Raw genomic sequence first — 22,749 nt, 5'->3', positions numbered from 1 at the left:
CCGCCGTCGAATGCCTGCCTGACCTTAAACCCCACCCGACAGCACGGCCACACCGATCGTCACGATCCCGAGCGCCAGGTTGACCACGACGAGCCGCCGCACCACGCCCACGGCGCGCGCGCCATCCGGCCAGTTCTGCGACTGCACCGCACGGCGGATGCGCGGAAACACCGCGAAACGGATATGCCCGAAGATCAGCATCATCACGATGCCGAGGCCGGCCATTGCATGCAATTGCCACGATGCGTGGCCGCCGCCGAACTGCATGAGCAGAAAACCGCCGGAGATCAGGATCACGATGACCGAAGCGGCGACCCAGTTGAAGAAGCGGCCAAACACCGACTCCCACAACGGCAGGCGCAACTGCGGCGACAAATCGGCCAGCGCGGGGCGCAGGCAATAATGCGCAAAGACCATACCGCCGACCCACACGGCAACGCCGAGCAGATGTAAGAAGAGCGCGACTTCGATGGCTTTGCTCATATTGTTTTCCTCTCCGTGTGATGGCGTGCTTTCTCTTGTTGAGCGAGGCGCCTGTATTAGGCACGCCTGATGACCGCGTTCGACCGCACGCCCTGCGTGCAGTTCCGCTGCCCAACCTGCTATTCAACGATTTGCCACCGTATTAGTTGTTTTATCAGCAGGCTATCGGGAAACCGGGGCACTTCTGTTGATACGTTGCTCGCAAAGCCTCTGTCACGAGCAACGACCAGACATGATGCACCCGCGCTTCCCAGGATCTAGCGCGCTGATCCCCGAATGGTTAAAACTCACTCCCTGCCGCGTGCGTGGCCTGTGGTTGAAGCACGACGCACGCGCCACTTTGACCACATCACCCCGCCAGCGCCGGCCGCATACCGAGCAGCTTGAGCTTCGTATCCGGCGCACGACCCTTGCGGGCACGCTTGCCGATATGCGGAGCCAGCGACGCGCCGCTCAGCGTTTCTTCATACGCTTTGCCGCCGCGACCCGTGCCCTGCAAGACGACGCCAGCCTTGCCGATGGCAAGCGCTTGGGTCAGCGATTCCTTGTCGTCCAGCGCCATCAACGTGACGCCGCGACCGCCGCCCGACAGCGTCTTCATCTCGTCGAGTCCGAATACCAGCAGACGACCCGCACCGGACAGACAGGCCACGTGGGTGGCGTCCGGCAGCATCGGCATCGGCACCAGCGGTGTGGCGCCCGCGTCGATGGTCATGAACGACTTGCCGGCCTTCACGCGGCTCACCATGTCGCCCACCTTGGCGATAAAGCCGAAGCCGTTACTCGACGCCAGCAGCAACGCCTGATCCGCGGGCGCTGCGTAGTAATGCATCAGATGGCTGCCCGACTCGAGTTCGATCAGCGAGGTCACCGGCACACCGTCACCGCGCCCGCCAGGCAGCAACGCGACCGCGACCGAATAGACGCGCCCGTTGCTACCCCAGGCAATCAGCGTATCGGGCGTGCGGCACTGGAATGCCGCATAGAGCGCGTCGCCCGCCTTGAAGGTGAAGCCGGCCGGATCGAGGCCATGGCTCTTCAAGGCCCGCACCCACCCGCGTTGCGACACCACCACCGTGACCGGTTCGTCGACCACGCGCGCTTCGAAGGTAGCGCGCTTTTCCTGCTGGATCAGCGTGCGCCGCTCATCGCCGTACTGCTTGGCGTCCGCTTCAATCTCCTTGATGAGCAGGCGCTTCATGGCCGATTCGCTGCCCAGCAGTTCTTCGAGCTTGGCCTTTTCGTCGCGCAACTCCGCCAGCTCCTTCTCGATCTTGATGGCCTCCAGCCGCGCCAGTTGACGCAAGCGGATTTCCAGAATGTCCTCAGCCTGACGGTCCGACAGCGAGAATGCGGCGATCAGCGCCGCCTTCGGTTCGTCCGACTCGCGAATGATGCGGATGACTTCGTCGATATTCAAAAAGACGATCATCCGGCCTTCGAGAATATGAATCCGGTCGTCGACCTTCGACAGCCGATGTTGCGTGCGCCGCGTGACGGTCGCAAACCGGAAGCCGACCCACTCCTGCAGGATTTCGGAGATGCCCTTCTGACGCGGCCGGCCGTCGGCGCCGACCATCACCAGATTGAGCGACGCGTTCGATTCCAGGCTCGTATGTGCGAGCAGCGAGTTCACGAACTCGGTCTGGTCGATGCGGCTCGACTTCGGTTCGAACACGAGGCGCACCGGCGCGTCTTTGCCGGACTCGTCGCGCACGGCGTCGAGCAGGGCCAGCATGGCCTGCTTGGTCTGCAACTGTTCGGGCGTGAGCGTCTTCTTGCCGAGCTTGATCTTCGGATTGGTCTGCTCTTCGATCTCCTCGAGCACCTTTTGCGCGGCCGTATTCGGCGGCAGTTCGGTGATGACGAGTTGCCACTGGCCGCGTGCGAGGTCTTCGATCTTCCAGCGCGCACGCACCTTGAGACTGCCGCGACCGGTTTCATACGCGGCGGAAATTTCGGCTTCGCTCGAGATGATCTGCGCACCGCCCGGGAAGTCCGGGCCGGAGATGTGCTGCATCAACTCTGCATGCGTGATCTTCGGATTGCGGATCATCGCGACTGTAGCCGCCGCCACTTCGCGCAGATTGTGCGAGGGGATTTCCGTGGCGAGCCCCACCGCGATACCCGACGCGCCGTTCAGCAGCGTAAAGGGCAAACGCGCCGGCAACAGCTTGGGCTCCTGCTCGGAGCCGTCGTAGTTGGGCATGAAATCGACCGTACCCTGATCGATCTCAGCAAGCAGCAACCTGGCAATCGGCGTAAGGCGTGCTTCGGTGTACCGCATGGCCGCTGCGCCGTCGCCATCGCGCGAACCGAAATTACCCTGACCGTCGATCAGCGGGTAACGCATCGCGAAGTCCTGCGCGAGCCGCACCAGCGCGTCATACGCCGACTGGTCGCCGTGCGGGTGATACTTGCCCAGCACGTCGCCCACCACGCGCGCCGACTTGACCGGCTTCGCGTTGTCGGCGAGCCCCATCTCGTTCATCGCGAACAGGATGCGGCGCTGTACCGGCTTCTGGCCGTCGCAGACATCGGGCAATGCGCGGCCCTTGACCACGCTCACCGCATAGTCAAGGTAGGCGCGTTCGGCGTAGTTGCCGAGCGTCAGAGAGTCACCAGGCGGCACCGCCTCGGTGAAAAGATCAGGCGTCTTGTCGTCCATCTAGATTCCGTATCCGTATGTGGCGTGAAGTAACGCAGTGCGAGCGAGCCTCGAGCAGCCGTGCAGGCGCTCAGATATCCGCTTCCACTTCGTTACCTTTTTCTTCGAGCCAGCTGCGCCGCGACGCCGCTTCGCCCTTGCCCATCAGCATGGTCATGCGGGACACCGTGGCGTCGTAGTCGAGCTCGCCCAACTCCACCGGTGACAGACGTCGCGTGTCCGGATTCATCGTCGTGTCCCACAACTGCTCCGCGCTCATCTCGCCCAGCCCTTTGAAGCGGCTGATGGTCCACTGCGTTTCACGCACGCCGTCCTTGCGCAGCTTGTCGAGAATCGCCTCGCGCTCGAACTCATCCAGCGCGTAGAGTTTTTGCGCGGGCTTCTTGCCACGCGCCGGTGCGTCGACGCGAAAGAGCGGCGGCCGCGCCACGCACACGTGACCGCGTTCGATCAACTGCGGGAAATGCTTGAAGAAGAGCGTCAGCAGCAACACCTGAATGTGCGCGCCGTCGACGTCCGCGTCCGAGAGAATGCAGATCTTGCCGTAGCGCAGGTTGGACAGGTCGACCTGATCGTCCGGACTATGCGGGTCCACGCCGATCGCCACCGAAATGTCGTGCACTTCGTTATTGGCAAACAGCCGATCGCGGTCGGTCTCCCATGTATTCAGCACCTTGCCGCGCAACGGCAGAATGGCCTGGAATTCCTTGTCGCGGCCCATCTTCGCGGAACCGCCCGCCGAGTCGCCCTCGACGAGAAACAGTTCGTTGCGGGAGATGTCCGTGGATTCACAATCGGTCAGCTTGCCGGGCAACACCGCCACGCCCGAACTCTTGCGCTTTTCCACCTTCTGGCCCGCACGCGTTCGCGCCTGGGCCTGCTTGATGACGAGGTCCGCGAGCTTTTTGCCGTGTTCGACGTGCTGGTTGAGCCACAATTCGAGCGCCGGCCGCGCGAACGACGACACCAGCTTCACGGCATCGCGGCTATTCAGACGCTCCTTGATTTGCCCCTGGAACTGCGGGTCGAGCACCTTCGCGGACAGCACGAACGACACGCGCGCGAACACATCTTCGGCGAGCAGCTTGACGCCCTTCGGCTGCAGGTTGTGCAGTTCGACGAAGCTCTTGACCGCCTGGAACAGCCCGTCGCGCAAGCCGGATTCGTGCGTCCCACCGGCGGGCGTGGGAATCAGGTTGACGTAGGATTCGCGCGTCAGCGGACCTTCTTCGCTCCACGCAACCACCCACGCAGCACCCTCGCCTTCCGCAAAGGTTTCTTCATTTGAGCGCGAGCTTTCCGCGTAACGTTCGCCTTCAAAAAGCGGAATCAGCAGATCGCTGCCGTTCATGCCTTCCATCAGATAGCCGCGCAAACCATCTTCATACTTCCAGGTTTGCCGCTCGCCGGTTTTCTCGTTGACGAGCGTGACTTCCACGCCTGGCAGCAGCACCGCTTTCGAGCGCAGCAGGCGTTGCAGTTCGCCGAGCGGTAGATTCGGCGAATCGAAGTATTTCGGATCAGCCCACGTGGTGACACGCGTGCCGGATTTCTTTTCGCCTTTGCTGCCCGCGCGCACAGTCAGCGGCCGGGCGACGTCGCCGCCCGCAAAACCCAGTTCCGCAACCTTGCCGTCACGCCACACCGTGACGTCGAGCCGCGTGGATAGCGCGTTGGTGACCGACACACCCACCCCGTGCAAACCGCCCGAGAAGGTATAGGCGCCGCCGGCGGCCTTGTCGAACTTGCCGCCCGCGTGCAGACGGGTGAAGACGATTTCGACGACCGGCACGCCTTCTTCCGGGTGCATGCCGAACGGAATGCCGCGGCCGTCGTCATCCACCGACACCGACTGGTCCGCGTGCAGCGTGACCGTGATCTGCCGCCCGTAGCCGCCGAGGGCTTCGTCCGACGCGTTGTCGATGACTTCCTGAATGATGTGCAGCGGGTTTTCCGTGCGCGTGTACATGCCGGGCCGTTGCTTGACCGGCTCCAGGCCCTTCAACACCTTGATGGACGCTTCGCTATACGCAGCGTTTGGCTTTTTCGTGGACATGGCTTACTCGGGTACGTCGGTTCATCGTTGTCCACAGGTCCTGTGGACAGGTCCGTGGACAATGCGTTGAGTTCTCAAAAAAAGCGAAACGAAACAACGGCGTGAGTGGGGTGCCCGCAATGCGGGCAAACGCTTTCACAGTCAGCCTCTCCCAACGTCTCGCAGCCATGCGACAGCCGGCGCGAGCCCGCGGGCGAAGCCTGTTCGCGGGGTATTTTACTGATTTCGATACAGGGAGCAATTTGCCGGATGGTGGATTGGCTGTTTGGGGAGGGGTTCGGTGCTGCTAAATCGGATCGTAACGGGGTTGAACCGGACCCATATATACTTCTCACTCAACCTAATCCACTGTCGGAGCGCCGAAATGAGACCGTCTGAAGCACTCAGCGCCCATCGCACCGAAGTTCGAAAAATCGTTGCGGAACATCATGCCATCAATGCGCGCGTCTTCGGGTCCGCACTTCGAGGCGAGGACCGCGACGACAGCGATCTGGATCTACTCGTCGATCCGACGCCCGAGACGACCCTGCTCGACATCGCCCGCATTCAGAGCCGCCTGCAAAAACTGCTCGGCGTCACTGTCGACGTACTGACACCCAAAGCGCTTCCGGAATCCTTCCGCGCCCGCGTCGTTGCCGAAGCGGTGCCGGTGTGAAGAAAGACGACTTGCGGGTGGTCGATTATATCGACCACATACTCAGTGCCATCGCGCGCATCCATCGTTACACGCAAGGCATGACGAATGTGGGTTTTCTCGCCGACGAGCTGGTTCAGGACGCGGTGATCCGAAACCTGGAGATCGTCGGTGAAGCGGCGCGCAACATTCAGCGCGATCACCCTTCCTTCGCCGCCGCACATTCAGACATACCGTGGGAGGAAATGTACCTGATGCGCAACCGTGTCGCGCATGGCTATTTTTCTGTCGATCTCGGCGTTGTCTGGCAGACGCTACAACGAGATTTACCCGAGCTTCAGCAACAGATTTCCCGCATCAGGCCTTCCTAGCCAGCGGCGGTCTTTCGGCCGCCACCCCGGCACCCCGCCACCATCACTTCCGCTTGCTCTCCAGTTCATCCCACCGTTCCAGCGCAACCAGCAGTTCTTCTTCGATTGCGGCATAACGCTGCGTCAGCCGTGTGCCTTCAGCCGCGTCTTTGGCGAACACCGAGCCGTCTTCGAGCTGCGCGCCGATGGTCTTCTGCTCGGCCTCCAGCGTGGCGATCTGCGCGGGCAGCGCCTCCAGTTCGCGTTGTTCCTTGAAGGAGAGCTTCACCGCGCGTTGCGCATTGCGGCCCGCGCCGCCATCTTTCGACGCCGCATCACGAGCGGCTTCTTTGGGCGCTTCCTGCGCCATCTGGCGCGAACGCTCGCTCTGTACCTGCCAGTCCGTGAAGCCGCCCACATATTCGCGCCACTTGCCTTCGCCTTCTGACGCAATCACCGAAGTGACGACGTTATCGAGGAACGCGCGATCGTGGCTCACCAGCAGGACCGTGCCGTCGTATTCCGCCAGTAGTTCTTCGAGCAGTTCCAGCGTCGGGATGTCCAGATCGTTGGTGGGTTCGTCGAGCACCAGCACGTTGGCCGGCCGGGCAAACAGACGCGCCAGCAGCAGCCGGTTACGCTCGCCGCCCGAGAGCGACCTCACCGGCGAACGCGCCCGCTCCGGCGCGAACAGGAAGTCGCCCAGATAGCTCATCACGTGTTTCTTGGTGCCGTTGACTTCGACCCACTCGCTGCCCGGGCTGATGGTGTCCGCAAGACTTTTGTCCAGATCGAGCTGGGCGCGCATCTGATCGAAGTACGCGACCTGCAGATTGGTACCGACCCGCACCTTGCCTTCATCCGGCTGCAATTCGCCGAGGATCAGCTTCAACAGCGTGGTTTTGCCGGCACCGTTCGGGCCGACGAAGCCGATCTTGTCGCCGCGTATGACCGTGGCCGTGAAATTGTCGACCACCGTGCGTTCGCCATAGCGCTTGGTCACGTCGGTCAGTTCGGCGACGATCTTGCCGGATTTCTCGCCCTGCCCCACGTCCAGCTTGACGTTGCCCAGCACGTTGCGGCGCTCGGCGCGCTCGTTACGCATCTGCACGAGCCGCGCAATACGCCCGACGCTGCGCGTGCGCCGCGCCTCGACGCCTTTGCGGATCCACACTTCTTCCTGCGCCAGCAGCTTGTCGGCCTTTTCGTTTTCGATGCGCTCTACTTCCAGTTGCTGCGCCTTGCGCACCTGATAGGCCGAAAAATTGCCCGGATACGAAAGCAGCCGGCCGCGATCGAGTTCGACGATGCGCGTGGCAACGCGGTCGAGAAAGGCACGGTCGTGGGTGATGAACAGCAGGCCCGCGCGCTGCGAAATCAGCAGTTCTTCGAGCCAGCGGATACCGTCGAAATCGAGGTGGTTGGTCGGCTCGTCGAGCAGCAGCACGTCCGGTTGCACCACCAGTGCCCGCGCCAGCGCGACGCGCTTTTGCATGCCGCCGGACAGCGCCCCTACGCGCGCGTCGCCGTCCAGCCCGATCTGCGCGAGCGTAGTTGCCACACGGGTACGCCAGTTCCAGGCATCTGCGGCATCCAGCGACGATTGCAGCGTGTTCATGCGCGCCATCAACTCATCGTGCCGCGCGCCTTCCGGCACTTCAGCGAGTTCGTGCGCGACCGCGTCGTACTCGTCCAGCACCGCGCGCGCATGGGTCAAACCGGCCGCGACCGTGTCGAAGACCGATGCGTCGGTATCGAACTCCGGTTCCTGCGGCACATACACGGTAGTGAGGTTCTGCTGACGCGTGACCAGACCGTCGTCCGGTTTGGCGAGTTCAGCGACGATCTTGAGCAGCGACGACTTGCCCGCGCCATTGCGCCCAATCAGCCCGACGCGTTCGCCCGCTTCGAGAGAGAAATCCGCGTGATCGAGCAACGCGACGTGACCGAACGCGAGTTGCGCCCCGGTAATGGTGTAAAGCGACATGGAGATTGGCAGAAGACAGCGGTGAGTCGGAAGCGCCCATTGTACCGGGCGCGGGGCCGCAATCCCGGATGCCCGACGAGATTGGCCAATCGGCCAGGGGGCGACGCGCGATCAGCCGCGCTACGGGTGCGTGCCTGCACTTAGACCACACCGCCTGGCACCGCGCAATTGCACCTTGACAAATTCCTGTAATATTGCGGGTCGCCGCGCGCCCCAAACAGGGGCAGACCGCGCGGATCGTGGTAATGAACTGAAGAAAGAGTGTGTGCCGTGAGTGAAGTCATTGTTGAATATAAAAGCTGGGTCTGCCTGATTTGCGGCTGGATCTATAACGAGGAAGAAGGTCTGCCGGAAGAAGGCATCGCGGCGGGCACGCGCTTCGCCGACATCCCGGAAGACTGGCGTTGCCCGCTGTGCGACGTGAGCAAGTCCGAATTCGCTGTCGTGGAGTTCTGAGCGGCGTCTTTTCGTGGGCGCGAGCAGCGCTGTCTGCGATCAAGCAAGGAAGGGCGCGACGGCCCGGCATGCCTCGAAGGCTGCCGGGCTTTTTCTTGAGCTTTTAGGTGTCCGGCTGGTGGTCATGCAGGGGGCCTCGCCCGCATGGATCGCCATTCGCAGGCATGCACGGCTTTGCTATACTCTGCCCCCTGCGATGCAATTCAGCGGCACCTCGCGCGCCGTGTCCGGCAAGGACGATAAATCGCACTGCTGTGAAGTTAGAATTGAACGTGTCCGCGCTACGATGGGTTGACTTAGGAACGTAGCGGTTGTCAACGGACCCGATGCACCGAAGCGGTTGATAAAAGAGATCCCGGCAACCTGCCGCATCCACGCCGCCCACGGTTCTGCTCCCCGTAGTTCAATGGATAGAACAAGTGCCTCCTAAGCGCTAGATACAGGTTCGATTCCTGTCGGGGGGACCAGCCACACTCCCAACACAGCAGTCCGCTCTACCCATCTCCAGCCTCAACCTCACGCTGCGGTTTTCCCCGCCATCCCCACTCCACTACGGGTGCCGCAAATGCGCGAGTTGCGCGAGCGCCGGCTTCACGCGGTACAGAGGGTTATAGCCCCCCTTCATGCAACATTCGGGCGGCCGAAACGTCAGGCAGTAGAAAAACGCCAGCGCGATCAAGCCCACCTTATGCCGGCTGGACACTGCGCTGATCGCCGGCACCAGGTGGCCAGCACAATAATCGCGCGCCGACTCGAGTCCCGCACGCCAACGCCGAGGCACGAGTTGCAGAAGCTGAGGCGGCCGCACCGCACCCGTACTGTCGGCGAATGACAGAAACAGATACGAAATCGCCACCGCCGACATCCAGCGCGCCCAGTCGGAGCCCAGTACGTACATGGGCGTCGACGCCAGGAAGAGGAACCACAGTTGCGCGAGATGCCGACGCAGCAACCCGGTCGCCACGCTCTCGGATTCACCCTCGCGCCGGCGCAGCGACGTGATGAGGGCGAGCACGGCGCCGATCCCCACCGCCGCGAATCCCCAGATCCAGTACTGCGACGACATCGCGATGTCGCCAACGACGGTCAGATTCTTGAGCAATGACCACCCAATGGCCGCCACCCCGCCAATCGGCGTATCCGGCGCTGAAGGCGAAATCGACATGCGATCAGCGGCGCTCAACGACGACCAGATGTGCTCAGCCACCGCCTGATTGCCGGGGAACACAGCACAGACCACCATCATCCCGAACGAGATGATCAGCGTCGCCGTCACCAGACGGCCAAACGTGCGCCGCTGTGGTTGAAGCGCGGCGATCTGACGTGCGAGCAGCCAGCTAGCCGGAAAAGAGAGAAACAGGTAGACCTCGTGGAACAGCGGAAACAACACGGTCTGCGCGATGAACAGCACGAAGAACATCCACGAAAGCGCAGCACGCCGCGCGTCCGTGCTGGCATGCACGATCCGCTGGTACAGGATGCAGCTCACACCCAGCGCAACATGAAACACGATCTCTTTGCGGTAGAAAATCTCATTGCCGGCCGCCATTTGCAGCGGCCCGTTCGGCAGCATGATCGCGAGGATCGCAGCCCACGCCGCGCTCCGCGCTGAACGGCTCAGCACCCACCAGAACAGCAGGCAAAACGCCGAGAACGCAACGAACACCACCAGATTGACCACGGGTAACGCGGGCACCACGCCCGTGAGCTGGATCAACGACCCGCTCAGGCCGCGCCGGATGAAACCCGCGTCATAGTTGATCAGCCATTCCGAGTAAGCCCATGCATTCCAGGCGAGACGCTGCGGACTGAACACGGTCACCAGCGCGACCAACGCAATCGCGATCAGCGTCAGCAGGAACGGAAGATGGTGAAGATTGCGCGCCGCCACGCTGCCGCCACTCACACGCTTCGCCCGCACGGGGGCATCGTGCTGCAGCGGGGATGCCTCCTCCGGGTTTAAGGGTACCGGGTGTATCGAGTGCATCGCGCCGTTGCCGTGCGTACCCGGCAACGCGGATTCTGGGGCTCCGCGAAGATTCTTTTGCAGCACGGCCACCTCACTGTTCGAAATGCTTAACGAAGCGTCGACCTCGGAAACGCTGACTTCGCCGTCGGGTTTTCCGACGGCATCGCGCGAGAGGAGGTGCCCCCCGAAACGTCACCGTAAGAATTAGGCGGCTTGTCAAAAGCGGCTTCGGTACGCAATCGAACACAGGTTCAGGACGATCGTGCGAATTGCAGGGCGTGGGTTGTGCTGTAACTCATACCTTAAAAGGAAACGGGCCCGCCTCTTCGCAGAGAGACGAGCCCGTTTTTGATGACCAACATGCACTGATCCCGGCGCGCCACCCAGTGTTCTCAATCGCTCGGGTAGCGACGCGACGGACTAGCGAGCGTTGGCGATCGGAGGCGAATAGCTGCTGATGGTCGTCGAGGTACGCACGCCCACTTGCGACGTGCCGCTCACGTTCGGACCATAACCACTGGCGCCGGGTTGCGCAGCCGCTTGCGTGTTGGCATTTTGCGCGGCGACGCGTGCCTCGGCAGCCTGAATGTTCGCGGGATAGTCGTAGTCGTTAGCCGTTGCCGGATTGTAGCCAGCCTTTTCCACCTGAATCAGTTGCTCGCGCACTTCCGCACGCGTAAGGGGCTGATTCGAAGACTGGGCAAACGAAGCCACCGGCGCGACGAGAATGGCGGCGAGTGCAACGGCTTTGATGAGCGACTTCATGATGAGCATCTCCAGCGATTGTTTTGTGCGGTGCTACAAACCAATGTGTCTGTAGCCATTGACTCCAGTGTAGAAGCCGCCTGGCACCCAGTGAAGACTCCATTTCCGAATTCACTGTTATCCCCGGCGACACAATCGCGGCACGCGCTGCCAACGCGCAGACATCGCGTCTTGCGTACTCATTCATCCCATCCCGGCTACGGTGCGAAATAACGCAGGAAAGCCGTGATGTTCACTCGATTGATGCCAAGCCTCCCCGCGTAATGTTCTATTCACCCGCCAGCCGGATGTTTGGCTCGCCGGCTAAATGGCAACGCTCGACGGCAACAGCGGATTCATCTGAATAAAGCACCGTGCGTTTCAGCTCCACCCCAGCATTGACGAGGACCGTATGAACAGGTTGATCGACGAAGGCATCGCGCACATCGCACGGATAATGAAACCGGCCTTGTATGGCGAGGTAGTGGGGCTGTATCTGACGTCGGATTACTGGCGCTCGCGTCTCTATCAGATCCTGGATAACGCGCATCTGAACAACGCGCAGTTGCGTGCCGTGGATGGTCTGCTGCTCGAACTCGATGAATTCGATCGCCGCGCAAAGGTACACGTCGTGCCGCAGGCTTGCGTGGAAATGGCCGGTTGAGGATGCAGCGAGGGAGCGCTTGTCTGTGCGTGGCAGGTGATTGGGCGCTGGCGGAACTCAATCGTGAGCCAGCAGGATTAGTTAGGAGTGTAGAGAATCTCCACACGCCGTTGTCATGCAGTGCTGCCGAGGCGTTTCACTGCAGCCATTTGCGCACGTCTTTCTCCCAGGCGGGGTCGCCACATCCGGCGGGATTCTCCGGCCCCAGCACCGTGATATACCCACGCGACTTCATGCAGGCTTCGTAGGCGCGTACCTTGACGCATTGCCCCGGGCCGGCCTTCTGCGCGGTTGCCTTGCAGCTCGCGACGGAATGATCCATGGGCCCGAAATCCAGGTCGTCGGCGCGCGTCATGGACGACGAATCGGCGCCGGTCGCGGAAAACTCCACCGGGCCCGTCTGCGTACACGCGGCGAGTGAAAGGGACGCGGCCATCGCGCCCGCCAACAGCAGTGAACGGCTGGGTTTCATCGTGTGGTCTCCGTACGGGCGTCGCGGCCATCATACCCGAGCGCCCACGATGCCACGAGGGGGCCGTTCGGCCAATGCCGCGCTGCGTCCTTTTCGGCGATAATCGCCCGCATTCCAGGGTTCGCGTATTGCGGCCGCGCCGTCGCAGCGCACCTCGACCCGTCACACGATGGCAGTTCCCGTTTCCCCTTTTTCGGCTGCGGCGCGCTAATGCAGGCACCTAAGGCAGGCACCTAAGGCAGGCACGCTGAGCATAGTCCCAGCCACCATTCACGTTATGAGCAAGACCGCCAATCCGCAGCGCCAGATCGATACCCTGCTCCGTCAAGCCGTGGCCTTGCAGCAAAACGCGGCGTACACCGAAGCCGAGGAGTTGTACCGCGAGATTCTCGCGCTGCGTCCCAAGCACTTCGATGCGACCCAGTTGCTCGGCGCGCTCGCCCTGCAAGCGGGTCGTCTCGACGAAGGCATTACCTTGCTCAAGCAGGCCGTGGCCATCAACGGCATGCAGGCGCCGATTCACTCGAACCTGGCCTACGCCTACAACGCACGCCACCGCTATCAGGAGGGCCTCGCCAGCGCCAACCGGGCGCTCGCGCTGCGCGCCGATTTTGTCGACGCACTGAACAATCGCGGCAACGCACTGGCCGGTCTGGATCAGCCCGCGGACGCGCTGGCCAGCTTCGAACGCGCCTTGAGCAAGCAGCCGGATTTCGTGCAAGGCTGGAACAATCGCGCCTGTGTCCTGCGTGACCTCGGCCGCCCTGCCGATGCGCTCGCCAGCTGCGATCAGGCGATCGCCCTGCAGCCGAACTACGCCGACGCGTGGAGCAACCGCGCCAACGCGTTGAGCGACCTGAACCGCCCCGCCGACGCGCAGCAGAGTTATCAACGCGCCATCGAACTGGCGCCCGCCCTCGCCGACGCCTGGAATAACCTCGGTCTCACGCTGGTCGACCTCGGGCAGCATCCGCAAGCCTTGCAGAGCTATGAGCAGGCGCTCTCGCTGAACCCTGAATTTGCCGAGGCGCACTGGAATGCATCGCTGTGTCTGCTGCAAATGGGACGGCTCGAGGAAGGCTGGCAAAAGTACGAATGGCGTTGGGAGCGCAGCCGCATCAAGGCGGGCAAACGGGTTTTCGCGCAACCGCTATGGCTGGGGGAGTTTTCCCTCGCTGGCAAGACGATTCTGCTGCACGCGGAACAGGGTCTGGGCGATACGTTGCAGTTCTGCCGCTACGCCGCGAAGGTGGCAGCGTTGGGTGCGCGCGTGCTGCTCGAAGTGCCCGCCGAACTCATGCGGCTGCTGACGGGTCTGGAGGGTGTGGGTGAACTGATCGAGCAGGGTCAGCCATTGCCAGCGTTCGACTGCCACTGCCCCCTCCTCAGTCTGCCGCTCGCCTTCAAGACCGAGGTGGGCAGCATCCCGGCAAGCACGCCTTATCTGTCTGCGGACAAAGCCGCCTCGCAGCAATGGGCCGAGCGCCTCGGCGGCGCAACCGCGCAGGCGCCGCACGCGTTGAAAGTCGGTCTGGTGTGGGCTGGCGGCAACCGGCCGCACGTGGCCGAGCTGCGGAAAAACGATGCGCGACGTTCGATTGCGCTGGATGCGTTGCGGCCGCTCTTCGATGTCCCGCAGGTGCAGTTTTACACGCTGCAAATGGGCCCGGCAGCCCAGCAGCTCGGCGACTCACCCGAGCTGAGCGCGCGCGTCATCGACTACACCGCGTATCTCACCGACTTCGCCGACACCGCCGCGCTGGTGAGCAACCTCGACCTCGTGATCTCGGTGGATACGGCCGTCGCTCACCTCGCCGGCGCGCTCGGCAAGCCGGTCTGGATTCTCAACCGCTTCGACACCTGCTGGCGCTGGATGCTCACGCGCGCGGACAGTCCCTGGTACCCGAGCGCGCGGCTGTTTCGACAGCCCGCGCTCGGCGACTGGACCCACGTGGTGCAGTCGGTCCGCGAGGCGCTCGTCAATCGCGCTTCGGAATATTGAGTCCGCGTACCACGGCCGGACGTGCGACGAAGGCGTCGAGCGCCCGCTTGACGTTCGGGAAATCCGCGAAGCCGACCAGATCGCCGGCCTCGTAAAAGCCGACCAGATTGCGCACCCACGGGAAAGTGGCGATGTCCGCAATGGTGTAGGCATCGCCCATGATCCACGCGCGATCGGCAAGCTGCTTCTCGAGCACACCCAAAAGACGCTTCGACTCTGCGACGTAGCGGTCGCGCGGACGCTTGTCCTCGTATTCCTTGCCCGCGAACTTATGGAAGAAGCCGAGCTGGCCGAACATCGGGCCAATGCCGCCCATCTGGAACATCACCCACTGCAGCATCTCGTAGCGGCCAGCGGTATCTTCGGGCATGAATTGCCCGGTTTTGCTCGCCAGATAGATCAGGATCGCACCGGACTCGAAGAGCGGCAGCGGTTTGCCGTCGGGGCCGTTCGGATCGATGATGGCCGGAATCTTGTTGTTCGGATTGAGCGAAACGAACTCGGCGGACAACTGATCGTTGCTGTCGAAGCGCACCAGATGCGGCTCGTACGGCAGCCCGGTCTCTTCGAGCATGATGGAAATCTTGACGCCGTTTGGCGTGGGCAGCGAGTAAAGCTGAAGACGATCCGGATGCTTCGCCGGCCATTTGGCGGTAATGGGAAATGCGGAGAGGTCAGTCATGAAGGCCTTGAATGGAGTTCTGATAATGGACGGCTGTCATTTGCCAGTTCACAGCAGCCGTCGCCCGCGAACAGAGCGATCAATATAAACGCTCTCGCGTATCTTTTCCCGCGCGAGGCCAGGCGCTTTCCAGCTCGCCTTGCTGCCTGGAACACCGCCTGCCGTCTCGCATCGCAACGACCGCTGACAGTCCAGCGGACCGCCCAAACAGCCGCTAAAAGGGAAAAGGCGCCGAAGCGCCTTTTCGTCAAAACCAGACGCGCCCTTAGCCGCCGGGTGCGTCACTACGACTATGCTGCAACCGCGCCAGGAAGCTTACGGCGCGTTGCGCTTGGCGTTGTCTTTCGCCTGTTCCTTACCGTCGCCGTAGGCCTTGCGGATTTCGCCAGCGCCTTGCTGAAGGTCGCCCTTCAGTTCCTGGGTCTTGTCGCCGGTAGCCTTGCCAACTGCCTCGTTGACCTTACCCTTGACCTGTTCGGCAACGCCCTTGACCTGGTCTTTGTTCATGTTTGGCTCCATCGTGTTGGAATGCCAGCGCAAAATTGCGCCAGTGGTCTCTACCCAGCAACGGGTGTGCCTAACGCGGATTCCCCTGGCGGAACCCCGAAAAAAATTTTCAAAAAGCCCTAAAGTCAAGTTCAGACCTGCCGTAAACGAGGCATGGACCACACGCTAACTGCGTCCAACAACTCATCGTTTGCGACGCTGATCGACCAGGACATCGCGCACATCCGGCGCGTGATGCTGCCGTCTTTGCACGGTGACCTCGCGGGCCCGATCCTGCCGTCGCATTACTGGCGAGACCGGCTCAACCGCCTGCTGGACGCGGTCCATCTGTCCCACGCGCAACTGCGCAACGTGGACGGACTGCTGCTCCAGCTCGACGAGTTCGATGCCCGCCACGCCGTCCCGGCATGGCAAGCACGGCCACTCGCGGTGCACGAAAGCCGCGGCGCCGCCCGGTAATACGCCTGATCCTCTGCTGACGCGCCCGGTCTGAACGGACCCGGCGCCCGTCATCTCTTGACGCCACCACCGGTCACGCGAACGCCGCTCGGCGTCACGCAAACCCCGCTCGTCGTCACGTAAATCTCCACGCAAAAAAAAGCCGCGGACCAAAGCCGCGGCTCGAACACGCCGTAACGCGGAGATCCTGCGTCACACGGCAAGACTAACAATCCTAAATGACAGCTGCAATCTGCCCAGGCGGATTCCCGGCTTACCGTTTCTCCCATATTTGCGATAGCGAATGCAGCCACGGACCGATCCCGCGCGGCGCGCAAAAGGCAGTCAAAGCGCATCCAACGCGCACGCGACTCGCACCCGAATTGCAATCAACCGCCGCCGCGACCCAGGCCAATCCGTCTGCTCGCACCTCCGAAGCTCGAAAACACATCATTTTTGCTCGCTACGGCCCTGAATCATAAGAAAAAGGGACAACTCCAGGTCATAATGTCCGCAAAAATCCCCAGCAAGGACCGCTAGTGACCCAAGCCCCACCGCTCGAGCTGCTCAAACAGGCACGCAACCGCTTTACCCAGCGAGAAATCGCCGCTCATGTCGGCAAGGACATCAAAACCGTGCGCCGCTGGGAAAAAGGCGAGACACCCTGCCCCGCGATGCTCGAACCGGCGCTGCGCGATCTGCTGCACGCCGGCCCCAGTGGTCAGCAGAACGTAGCGGGCGAAGCGAATTTCCGCTTCATTGATCTGTTTGCCGGCATCGGCGGCATCCGCATGGGCTTCGAGGCACAGGGCGGCGCCTGCGTCTTCACGAGCGAATGGAACGACTTCTCCAAGAAGACCTACCTCGAAAACTACGGCGCGGATCACACGTTCATTGGCGACATCGTGTCGTTTCCTGCTAACGACGTGCCGTCGCATGACGTATTGCTCGGTGGCTTTCCGTGTCAGCCGTTTTCCATCGCGGGCGTCAGCAAGAAAAACGCACTAGGGCGGCCGCACGGTTTCGAATGCTCGACCCAAGGGACGCTCTTTTTCGACGTGGCGCGGATCATCGCGGCCAAACGCCCTGCCGCCTTCCTGCTGGAAAACGTGAAAAACCTGCTGTCCCACGACAAGGGCCGCACCTTCGAAGTGATCCTGCAAACGCTGCGCGACGAGCTGGGCTACGAAGTTCACTACCGGATCGTCGATGGTCAGCATTTCACGCCGCAGCATCGCGAGCGCATCATCATTGTCGGATTTCGCGGCAAGACCGCCTTCTCATGGGACGACCTGCGCCTGCCGGAACACGGGCCGCGCCTTGGCAGCATCCTGCATCGCACCGATGGCAGCGAGCCGGTGCTGCCGTGGGACCACGACCGGTTCTTCGATCACGCAAAAAAGCGCGTGCAGCCGAAGTACACGCTCACGCCGAATCTGTGGACCTATCTGCAGAACTACGCGGAAAAACACCGCGCGGCGGGCAACGGCTTCGGCTTCGGCATGGCCTACCCCGATAGCGTCACCCGTACGCTTTCCGCGCGCTATCACAAGGATGGCTCGGAGATCCTCGTCGATCAGGGCAAGCGCTTGCGCCCGCGCCGCCTCACGCCGCGCGAATGTGCCCGGCTGATGGGCTTTCCCGACACGTTCCGCATCCCCGTCAGCGACACCCAGGCGTATCGCCAGTTCGGCAACAGCGTGGTGATGCCGGTCATGCAGGAAGTCGCGCGCATCATGGCGCCGCATGTGCAGGGCCTGCTCGCGCAGGAGCGCGCCCCGCTGCACGCGGCTGTCGGCGCGAGTCGTGTGGCCGCTACCGTCACTCCACGGGCGCGACTGCGCTACGCCTGATGGTCGACGTCGTCGACGCCGCGACCCGCAGCCGGATGATGTCCGGCATCCGCGGGCGCAACACGAAACCGGAACTGCTGATCCGCAGTCTGCTGCACCGTCAGGGCTTCCGCTTCCGGCTCGACGCGCGTGACTTGCCGGGGCGGCCAGACATCGTGCTGCCGCGGTATCACGCGGTGGTCTTCGTGCATGGCTGTTTCTGGCATGGCCACGACTGCCCGCTCTTCAAATGGCCGCAGACCCGCCCCGAGTTCTGGCGCGACAAGATTGGCCGCAACAGCAGCAACGACGCCCGTGCGCGCGAGGCCCTGCTGGCCGCCGGATGGCGCGTCGCGGTGGTGTGGGAATGCGCATTGCGGGGAGCCAATCGGGATCTCGACGGCGTGCTGCAGCGCTTGACCGACTGGTTGCACAGCGACGCCGGCGAGCTGGACGAGCGCGGCGCATCACCGCGTCTTCAGCGCGAGCCAATGCAGGCATTGCCGGTTGCGAAACCGGAGCCGAAGCACGACTGAACGCACCGCTGCCAAACGCGCCGTTCCTTCCCTAAAGTCAGGCTAGCTGGGCGCGGCCCGCCCCCAGGCAAAGGAACAGGCCGCCGGTGATACACTCGATTCGCTCACCCAGGGCTTGCCGGCGCCTCGTTGCCGGCCGCTCCGCCCATCTTTAGAACCGTCCTTGACAAGGAGGCTTACGATGGCTGATTTCCGACTTTGGTCCGATGACTTTCCCAACAACGGCTTCTTGTCGAGAGCGCAGGAGTACGACGACAAGGCGTTCGGTGTGGATGGCGAGAACATCTCCCCAGCGTTGCAGTGGGAGGGTGCCCCGGAAGATACCCAAAGCTTCGCACTGACTGTGTACGACCCGGATGCGCCCACGGGCAGCGGCTTCTGGCATTGGGTGGTGGTCAACATTCCGGTCGACGCCCGCTCGCTACCGCGCAACGCCGGCAAAGCCGACGGCAGTCTGCTGCCGCAAGGCGCGCTGCAGGTGCGCAACGACTATGGCACAGTGGGCTTTGGCGGCACTGCGCCGCCACGCGGCGCCAAGGCGCACCGCTATATCTTCCGTCTGCATGCTCTGAAAGTGGCGCATGTGCCGATCACGCCGGATACGACTAACGCGGTGGCGCGCTTCATGACACATTTGAATGAACTCGATTCGACCACCTACACCGGTCTGTACGAACTCAAGTAATCGCCCGGCATCGAGTGGCGGCGGCAAGAGCCGGCGCCACTTTTCGCGTCAGGCGCCCGCTCAACGGCGAGCTGTCTGACGCGCTCCACGTCATTCGCCCTGCCCACTACCCTGCGCCACTAGTCAGCAATCACACCCTCACACGATGCACGCACAAGCTTCTGGTAAAGACGATTCCGCGCGCCCGGGCGCGCCCGGCAGCGCACCCGCCCCTGCCAGTTCCCACGAACACGACCACGGCCTGCCGCTGCCGCAGCGCTACTGGGCCATCCTCGTGGTGGCGCTCGGCATCACCCTTGCCGTGCTGGATAGCGCCATCGCCAACGTCGCGCTGCCGACCATCGCGCGTGACCTGAATGCGAGTGCTGCATCGTCGATCTGGGTCATCAACGCCTACCAGCTCGCCATCACCATCTCGCTGCTGCCGCTCGCCTCGCTCGGTGACCGCATCGGTTATCGACGCGTCTATCTGGGCGGCCTGATGCTCTTCACGGTCGCCTCGCTGGGCTGCGCGCTGTCGTCGTCCTTGCCCACGCTCGCCTTCGCCCGCGTGATTCAGGGCTTCGGCGCGGCCGGCATCATGAGCGTCAATACGGCGCTCGTGCGGATGATCTACCCGGCGCGGCAACTGGGGCGCGGCGTCTCGATCAATGCGATGGTCGTCGCGGTGTCGTCCGCCGTGGGTCCGACGGTCGCCTCGGGCGTGCTCGCCATCGCGCCGTGGCCGTGGCTCTTTGCGATCAACGTGCCGATCGGCATCGCTGCCGTCATCAGCGGCTTCAAGGCCTTACCGGCCAATGCCGGTCACAGTGCGCCCTACGATTACCTCGGCGCCGTCATGAATGCCTTCGTGTTCGGCCTGCTGATCTTCGCCGTGGATGGCCTCGGGCACGGCGAACACGCGGGCTATGTCGCCCTCGAAGGGCTCGGCGCCATCGTGATCGGCTACTTCTTCGTGCGCCGTCAGTTGACGCAGCCGGCGCCACTGCTGCCGGTGGATCTGTTGCGCATTCCGGTGTTCGCGCTGTCGGTGGGCACCTCGGTCTGCTCGTTCGCGGCGCAGATGCTCGCGTTCGTGTCGCTGCCGTTCATGATGCAGGACCTGCTCGGTTTGAACCAGGTGCAGACCGGTCTGTTGATGACGCCGTGGCCGCTTGTCATCATCGTCGCCGCGCCGCTCTCGGGCGTGCTGATGGAACGCATCTCGGCAGGTTGGCTGGGCGGTATCGGACTCGCTACGCTGACGGTCGGTCTGTTGCTGCTCGCCACACTGGGCGCGCATCCCGATCCTTTGCAGATTGCGTGGCGCATGGCGCTGTGCGGCGCGGGCTTCGGCATTTTCCAGTCACCCAATAACCGTACGATGCTCGCCTCCGCGCCGCGTGCACGCAGCGGCGGCGCGAGCGGCATGCTCGGCACCGCGCGCCTGACGGGTCAAACCCTGGGCGCTGCACTGGTTGCGCTGATCTTTGGCGTGGCGCCTCAGCACGGTCCGATCATCACCCTGTATGTCGCCGCAGCGTTCGCGGCGGTTGCCGCGGTGGTGAGTTCGCTGCGCGTGCGAACGCGGGCATTGTGATGCGTCTTGCCTGATAGACCCAAGGCATAAGCGGCAAGGCATACGCGCCAAGGCATAAGCGGCAACAAAAAAACTGCGGCCATCGAGGCCGCCGTTTCACGTTTCCAGACGGGCAAACACGGGTGCAGATATACGGCACCCGCAATGCCGTTCAATGAGGATGCGATGTCGTCGCAACGTCCTTGAGCTTCACCGCCTTGGCCGTCACCTTGGATGCCGTCGCGACGTTGCGCAGGTCGGCAAGAAACGTATCGCGCCACACCGACAAATTGTTCTCGCGCAACGGCGCCATCATGTCCGCGTGACGGGCCTGGCGTTCGGCGAGCGGCATCGACAGCGCACGTTCGAGCGCCTCCGCCATCTGCGACAGATCGAACGGATTGACGACCAACGCGCCTGGCAACTGCTCTGCCGCGCCCGCGAATTGCGAGAGCACCAGCACGCCCGGATCGGCGGGATCCTGCGAGGCAACGTACTCCTTCGCCACCAGGTTCATGCCGTCGCGCAACGGCGTGACATAGCCCACCTGCGATTGCCGGAACAGCGCCATCAGCAGATTGCGTTCGTACTTGCGATTCAGGTATTGAATCGGCGTCCAGTCGAGCTGTGCAAAGCGGCCGTTGATGCGACCCGCCTCGCCTTCCAGCGTCTGACGGATGCGCTGATAGGTCTGCACGTCCGCGCGGGTCGGCGGCGCGATCTGCACCAGCGACACGCGGCCATGCCAGCCCGGCGCGTTCAGCAACAGGCGTTCGAACGCCTGGAAGCGCTCGACCAGCCCCTTCGAATAATCGAGGCGGTCCACGCTCATGATGAGCTTGCGGCCGTGCATGCCGTCACGCAGGCTGCGCACCGGCTTGCGGTCGGTGAACTGCTCGGCGGCCTTGGCGATTGCGTCGGGGTAGATACCGATCGGATAAGCCGCCACTTTCAGGAAACGGTTGTAGGCGTGCACCATGCCGTCGTCGCTCGACGTGCCGTGCTGGCCGCGTTCGATGTAGTCCACAAACGACTGCCGGTCCGCCTCGGTCTGGAAGCCGACCACGTCGTAGCTGCACATGGCCTTCACGAGTTCTTCATGCGGCGGCACGCTGCGCAGCACCTCCGGCACCGGAAACGGAATATGCAGGAAGAAGCCAATCGGATTTTTCACGCCCAGCTCACGCAGGCAACGCGCGAACGGCAGGAGGTGATAGTCATGCACCCAGATGATGTCGTCCGGCTTGACCATCTCCTTCAACTGCTTCGCAAGCGTCTGGTTGACGCGCAGATAGCCGGCGTATTCCTGGCGGTCGAAGCGCGACAGGTCGTTTCGGTAGTGGAAGGTCGGCCACAGCGTCGCGTTCGAAAAGCCGCGGTAGTACTGGTCGTAGTCGCGCTTGGTGAGGCCCACCGTCGCGTAGGTCACGTTGCCCTGCTTCTCGATCACCGGCGCCGAAGGTTCGCTCACCGTCTCGCCGCTCCAGCCGAACCAAACGCCGCCGGTTTCCTTCAGGGCGTCCAGCACGCCGATCGCAAGACCGCCTGCTGCGGGGCGGCCTTCCTGCGTGGGCGCGACGCGATTCGATACCACAATCAATCTGCTCATTGGTGCTCCACCTCGATAGTTGACGTTGCATGGAGAGATGTACGGCGCTGTTGCATGCAAGGCGCGTGCCGATATCGCAAAATGATCGGAAGAAAAATGTGTGCAAATGTGACGGGCAGGCCAAAACCTGCCCTTTTATTGGGGCGAGAGAGAAAAATCTTCGCTTTGATAGGCCGGCAAGAAAGCCGGCGTTGTTCTGTCAGGCGTCCTGCTCAGAGCCCAGGTCGCGCTGATATTCGAGTCCTTCCGGCCGCACGCCGCCCTGGTTGTGCTCGCCGTCCGGCGGCGCATCCGGGGCAATACGGTTTTGTCCTGCCGGGTCCGGGCCGACCGGCGGGCCGCCAGTCTCGTTGCCGGGGCGCGCATCGCGCTTCGAATGGCGCGCGGAGCGCCGCAATGCCGGATGTCTCATGTCGT

21 protein-coding genes and 1 tRNA gene are annotated in these 22,749 nt (G+C 62.8%); 11 read left to right on the top strand and 11 right to left on the bottom strand.

What is annotated here, in order from left to right:
• Positions 1-24 precede the first annotated feature (24 nt).
• The 3 genes from D0B32_RS21205 to D0B32_RS21195 form a co-directional block, all read right to left on the bottom strand.
• Complete coding sequence (locus D0B32_RS21205) at positions 25-483, bottom strand: CopD family protein (RefSeq protein ID WP_117336228.1); 459 nt, start codon at positions 481-483, stop codon at positions 25-27.
• A gap of 349 nt (positions 484-832) precedes the next feature.
• On the bottom strand, positions 833-3,151 hold the full coding sequence (gene parC / locus D0B32_RS21200; protein ID WP_117336227.1) for a DNA topoisomerase IV subunit A: 2,319 nt from the start codon (positions 3,149-3,151) through the stop codon (positions 833-835).
• Between the two features lie 70 nt (positions 3,152-3,221).
• Complete coding sequence (locus tag D0B32_RS21195; RefSeq protein ID WP_117336226.1) at positions 3,222-5,207, bottom strand: DNA topoisomerase IV subunit B; 1,986 nt, start codon at positions 5,205-5,207, stop codon at positions 3,222-3,224.
• 364 nt (positions 5,208-5,571) lie between these two features.
• Between D0B32_RS21195 and D0B32_RS21190 the strand changes: the two genes are divergently transcribed.
• Both D0B32_RS21190 and D0B32_RS21185 read left to right on the top strand, forming a co-directional pair.
• Positions 5,572-5,862, top strand: coding sequence for a nucleotidyltransferase family protein (locus D0B32_RS21190; protein ID WP_117336225.1), 291 nt, complete (start codon positions 5,572-5,574; stop codon positions 5,860-5,862).
• Entirely contained in the window at positions 5,859-6,212 is a 354-nt protein-coding gene (locus tag D0B32_RS21185; RefSeq protein ID WP_117336224.1) for a DUF86 domain-containing protein, read from the top strand. The genes D0B32_RS21190 and D0B32_RS21185 overlap by 4 nt, the downstream gene beginning before the upstream one ends.
• A gap of 43 nt (positions 6,213-6,255) precedes the next feature.
• On the opposite strand, the gene D0B32_RS21180 is transcribed toward D0B32_RS21185, so the two are convergent.
• Positions 6,256-8,178 (bottom strand): ATP-binding cassette domain-containing protein, encoded by a 1,923-nt coding sequence (locus D0B32_RS21180; protein ID WP_117336223.1) that lies wholly within the window; start codon positions 8,176-8,178, stop codon positions 6,256-6,258.
• Between the two features lie 270 nt (positions 8,179-8,448).
• Between D0B32_RS21180 and D0B32_RS21175 the strand changes: the two genes are divergently transcribed.
• Both D0B32_RS21175 and D0B32_RS21170 read left to right on the top strand, forming a co-directional pair.
• Positions 8,449-8,634, top strand: coding sequence for a rubredoxin (locus D0B32_RS21175; protein WP_117336330.1), 186 nt, complete (start codon positions 8,449-8,451; stop codon positions 8,632-8,634).
• A gap of 392 nt (positions 8,635-9,026) precedes the next feature.
• Positions 9,027-9,101: transfer RNA gene (locus D0B32_RS21170), tRNA-Arg, on the top strand.
• Positions 9,102-9,184: 83 nt separating this feature from the next.
• Here the strand turns inward: D0B32_RS21170 and D0B32_RS21165 are convergent.
• Positions 9,185-10,555: a hypothetical protein gene (locus D0B32_RS21165; protein ID WP_117336222.1), complete on the bottom strand. Its 1,371-nt coding sequence runs from the start codon at positions 10,553-10,555 to the stop codon at positions 9,185-9,187.
• Between the two features lie 468 nt (positions 10,556-11,023).
• A complete protein-coding gene (locus D0B32_RS21160; protein WP_117336329.1) occupies positions 11,024-11,368 on the bottom strand; it encodes a DUF4148 domain-containing protein in 345 nt (114 codons plus the stop codon).
• 391 nt (positions 11,369-11,759) lie between these two features.
• Between D0B32_RS21160 and D0B32_RS21155 the strand changes: the two genes are divergently transcribed.
• Complete coding sequence (locus D0B32_RS21155; RefSeq protein WP_117336221.1) at positions 11,760-12,011, top strand: hypothetical protein; 252 nt, start codon at positions 11,760-11,762, stop codon at positions 12,009-12,011.
• A 136-nt stretch (positions 12,012-12,147) separates the two neighbouring features.
• Here D0B32_RS21155 and D0B32_RS21150 read toward each other — a convergent pair whose 3' ends face one another.
• A complete protein-coding gene (locus D0B32_RS21150) occupies positions 12,148-12,483 on the bottom strand; it encodes a hypothetical protein (RefSeq protein ID WP_117336220.1) in 336 nt (111 codons plus the stop codon).
• A gap of 277 nt (positions 12,484-12,760) precedes the next feature.
• On the opposite strand from D0B32_RS21150, the gene D0B32_RS21145 reads away from it, so the two are divergent.
• Positions 12,761-14,485 (top strand): tetratricopeptide repeat protein, encoded by a 1,725-nt coding sequence (locus D0B32_RS21145; RefSeq protein ID WP_117336219.1) that lies wholly within the window; start codon positions 12,761-12,763, stop codon positions 14,483-14,485.
• On the opposite strand, the gene D0B32_RS21140 is transcribed toward D0B32_RS21145, so the two are convergent.
• Positions 14,463-15,167: a glutathione binding-like protein gene (locus D0B32_RS21140; RefSeq protein WP_117336218.1), complete on the bottom strand. Its 705-nt coding sequence runs from the start codon at positions 15,165-15,167 to the stop codon at positions 14,463-14,465. The genes D0B32_RS21145 and D0B32_RS21140 overlap by 23 nt on opposite strands.
• Before the next feature lie 315 nt (positions 15,168-15,482).
• Positions 15,483-15,674 (bottom strand): CsbD family protein, encoded by a 192-nt coding sequence (locus tag D0B32_RS21135; protein WP_117336217.1) that lies wholly within the window; start codon positions 15,672-15,674, stop codon positions 15,483-15,485.
• A 153-nt stretch (positions 15,675-15,827) separates the two neighbouring features.
• Here D0B32_RS21135 and D0B32_RS21130 point away from each other — a divergent pair, with 153 nt between their 5' ends.
• The 5 genes from D0B32_RS21130 to D0B32_RS21110 all read left to right on the top strand — a co-directional run bounded on the left by D0B32_RS21130 (position 15,828) and on the right by D0B32_RS21110 (position 20,744).
• Entirely contained in the window at positions 15,828-16,133 is a 306-nt protein-coding gene (locus D0B32_RS21130) for a hypothetical protein (protein ID WP_117336216.1), read from the top strand.
• Positions 16,134-16,651: 518 nt separating this feature from the next.
• Complete coding sequence (dcm, locus tag D0B32_RS21125; protein WP_117336215.1) at positions 16,652-17,965, top strand: DNA (cytosine-5-)-methyltransferase; 1,314 nt, start codon at positions 16,652-16,654, stop codon at positions 17,963-17,965.
• Positions 17,965-18,480 carry a very short patch repair endonuclease gene (locus D0B32_RS21120; RefSeq protein ID WP_117336214.1) on the top strand — a complete coding sequence of 172 codons (516 nt, stop codon included), beginning with the start codon at positions 17,965-17,967 and terminating at the stop codon, positions 18,478-18,480. The genes dcm and D0B32_RS21120 overlap by 1 nt, the downstream gene beginning before the upstream one ends.
• A gap of 181 nt (positions 18,481-18,661) precedes the next feature.
• Complete coding sequence (locus tag D0B32_RS21115) at positions 18,662-19,165, top strand: YbhB/YbcL family Raf kinase inhibitor-like protein (protein WP_117336213.1); 504 nt, start codon at positions 18,662-18,664, stop codon at positions 19,163-19,165.
• A gap of 145 nt (positions 19,166-19,310) precedes the next feature.
• Positions 19,311-20,744 carry an MFS transporter gene (locus D0B32_RS21110; protein ID WP_117336212.1) on the top strand — a complete coding sequence of 478 codons (1,434 nt, stop codon included), beginning with the start codon at positions 19,311-19,313 and terminating at the stop codon, positions 20,742-20,744.
• A gap of 151 nt (positions 20,745-20,895) precedes the next feature.
• Here the strand turns inward: D0B32_RS21110 and otsA are convergent, their stop codons facing one another.
• Together otsA and D0B32_RS21100 are read right to left on the bottom strand one after the other, a co-directional pair.
• Complete coding sequence (otsA, locus tag D0B32_RS21105) at positions 20,896-22,332, bottom strand: alpha,alpha-trehalose-phosphate synthase (UDP-forming) (RefSeq protein WP_117336211.1); 1,437 nt, start codon at positions 22,330-22,332, stop codon at positions 20,896-20,898.
• Positions 22,333-22,531: 199 nt separating this feature from the next.
• Positions 22,532-22,744: a hypothetical protein gene (locus D0B32_RS21100; RefSeq protein ID WP_117336210.1), complete on the bottom strand. Its 213-nt coding sequence runs from the start codon at positions 22,742-22,744 to the stop codon at positions 22,532-22,534.
• Positions 22,745-22,749 lie beyond the last annotated feature (5 nt).

Source organism: Paraburkholderia sp. DHOC27, assembly GCF_003429005.1.
In the GTDB taxonomy this organism is placed as follows: Bacteria; Pseudomonadota; Gammaproteobacteria; order Burkholderiales; family Burkholderiaceae; genus Paraburkholderia.
The sequence above is the reverse complement of the archived record's forward strand: the minus strand, read 5'-3'. Positions and strand labels throughout refer to the sequence as shown.

Coding starts and splice junctions, on each gene's coding strand:
- D0B32_RS21205 (WP_117336228.1), bottom strand. CDS start 483: ATGAGCAAAGCCATCGAAGTCGCGCTCTTCTTACATCTGCTCGGCGTT.
- parC (WP_117336227.1), bottom strand. CDS start 3,151: ATGGACGACAAGACGCCTGATCTTTTCACCGAGGCGGTGCCGCCTGGT.
- D0B32_RS21195 (WP_117336226.1), bottom strand. CDS start 5,207: ATGTCCACGAAAAAGCCAAACGCTGCGTATAGCGAAGCGTCCATCAAG.
- D0B32_RS21190 (WP_117336225.1), top strand. CDS start 5,572: ATGAGACCGTCTGAAGCACTCAGCGCCCATCGCACCGAAGTTCGAAAA.
- D0B32_RS21180 (WP_117336223.1), bottom strand. CDS start 8,178: ATGTCGCTTTACACCATTACCGGGGCGCAACTCGCGTTCGGTCACGTC.
- D0B32_RS21160 (WP_117336329.1), bottom strand. CDS start 11,368: ATGAAGTCGCTCATCAAAGCCGTTGCACTCGCCGCCATTCTCGTCGCG.
- D0B32_RS21155 (WP_117336221.1), top strand. CDS start 11,760: ATGAACAGGTTGATCGACGAAGGCATCGCGCACATCGCACGGATAATG.
- D0B32_RS21150 (WP_117336220.1), bottom strand. CDS start 12,483: ATGAAACCCAGCCGTTCACTGCTGTTGGCGGGCGCGATGGCCGCGTCC.
- D0B32_RS21145 (WP_117336219.1), top strand. CDS start 12,761: ATGAGCAAGACCGCCAATCCGCAGCGCCAGATCGATACCCTGCTCCGT.
- D0B32_RS21140 (WP_117336218.1), bottom strand. CDS start 15,167: ATGACTGACCTCTCCGCATTTCCCATTACCGCCAAATGGCCGGCGAAG.
- D0B32_RS21135 (WP_117336217.1), bottom strand. CDS start 15,674: ATGAACAAAGACCAGGTCAAGGGCGTTGCCGAACAGGTCAAGGGTAAG.
- D0B32_RS21130 (WP_117336216.1), top strand. CDS start 15,828: ATGGACCACACGCTAACTGCGTCCAACAACTCATCGTTTGCGACGCTG.
- D0B32_RS21120 (WP_117336214.1), top strand. CDS start 17,965: ATGGTCGACGTCGTCGACGCCGCGACCCGCAGCCGGATGATGTCCGGC.
- D0B32_RS21115 (WP_117336213.1), top strand. CDS start 18,662: ATGGCTGATTTCCGACTTTGGTCCGATGACTTTCCCAACAACGGCTTC.
- D0B32_RS21110 (WP_117336212.1), top strand. CDS start 19,311: ATGCACGCACAAGCTTCTGGTAAAGACGATTCCGCGCGCCCGGGCGCG.
- otsA (WP_117336211.1), bottom strand. CDS start 22,332: ATGAGCAGATTGATTGTGGTATCGAATCGCGTCGCGCCCACGCAGGAA.
- D0B32_RS21100 (WP_117336210.1), bottom strand. CDS start 22,744: ATGAGACATCCGGCATTGCGGCGCTCCGCGCGCCATTCGAAGCGCGAT.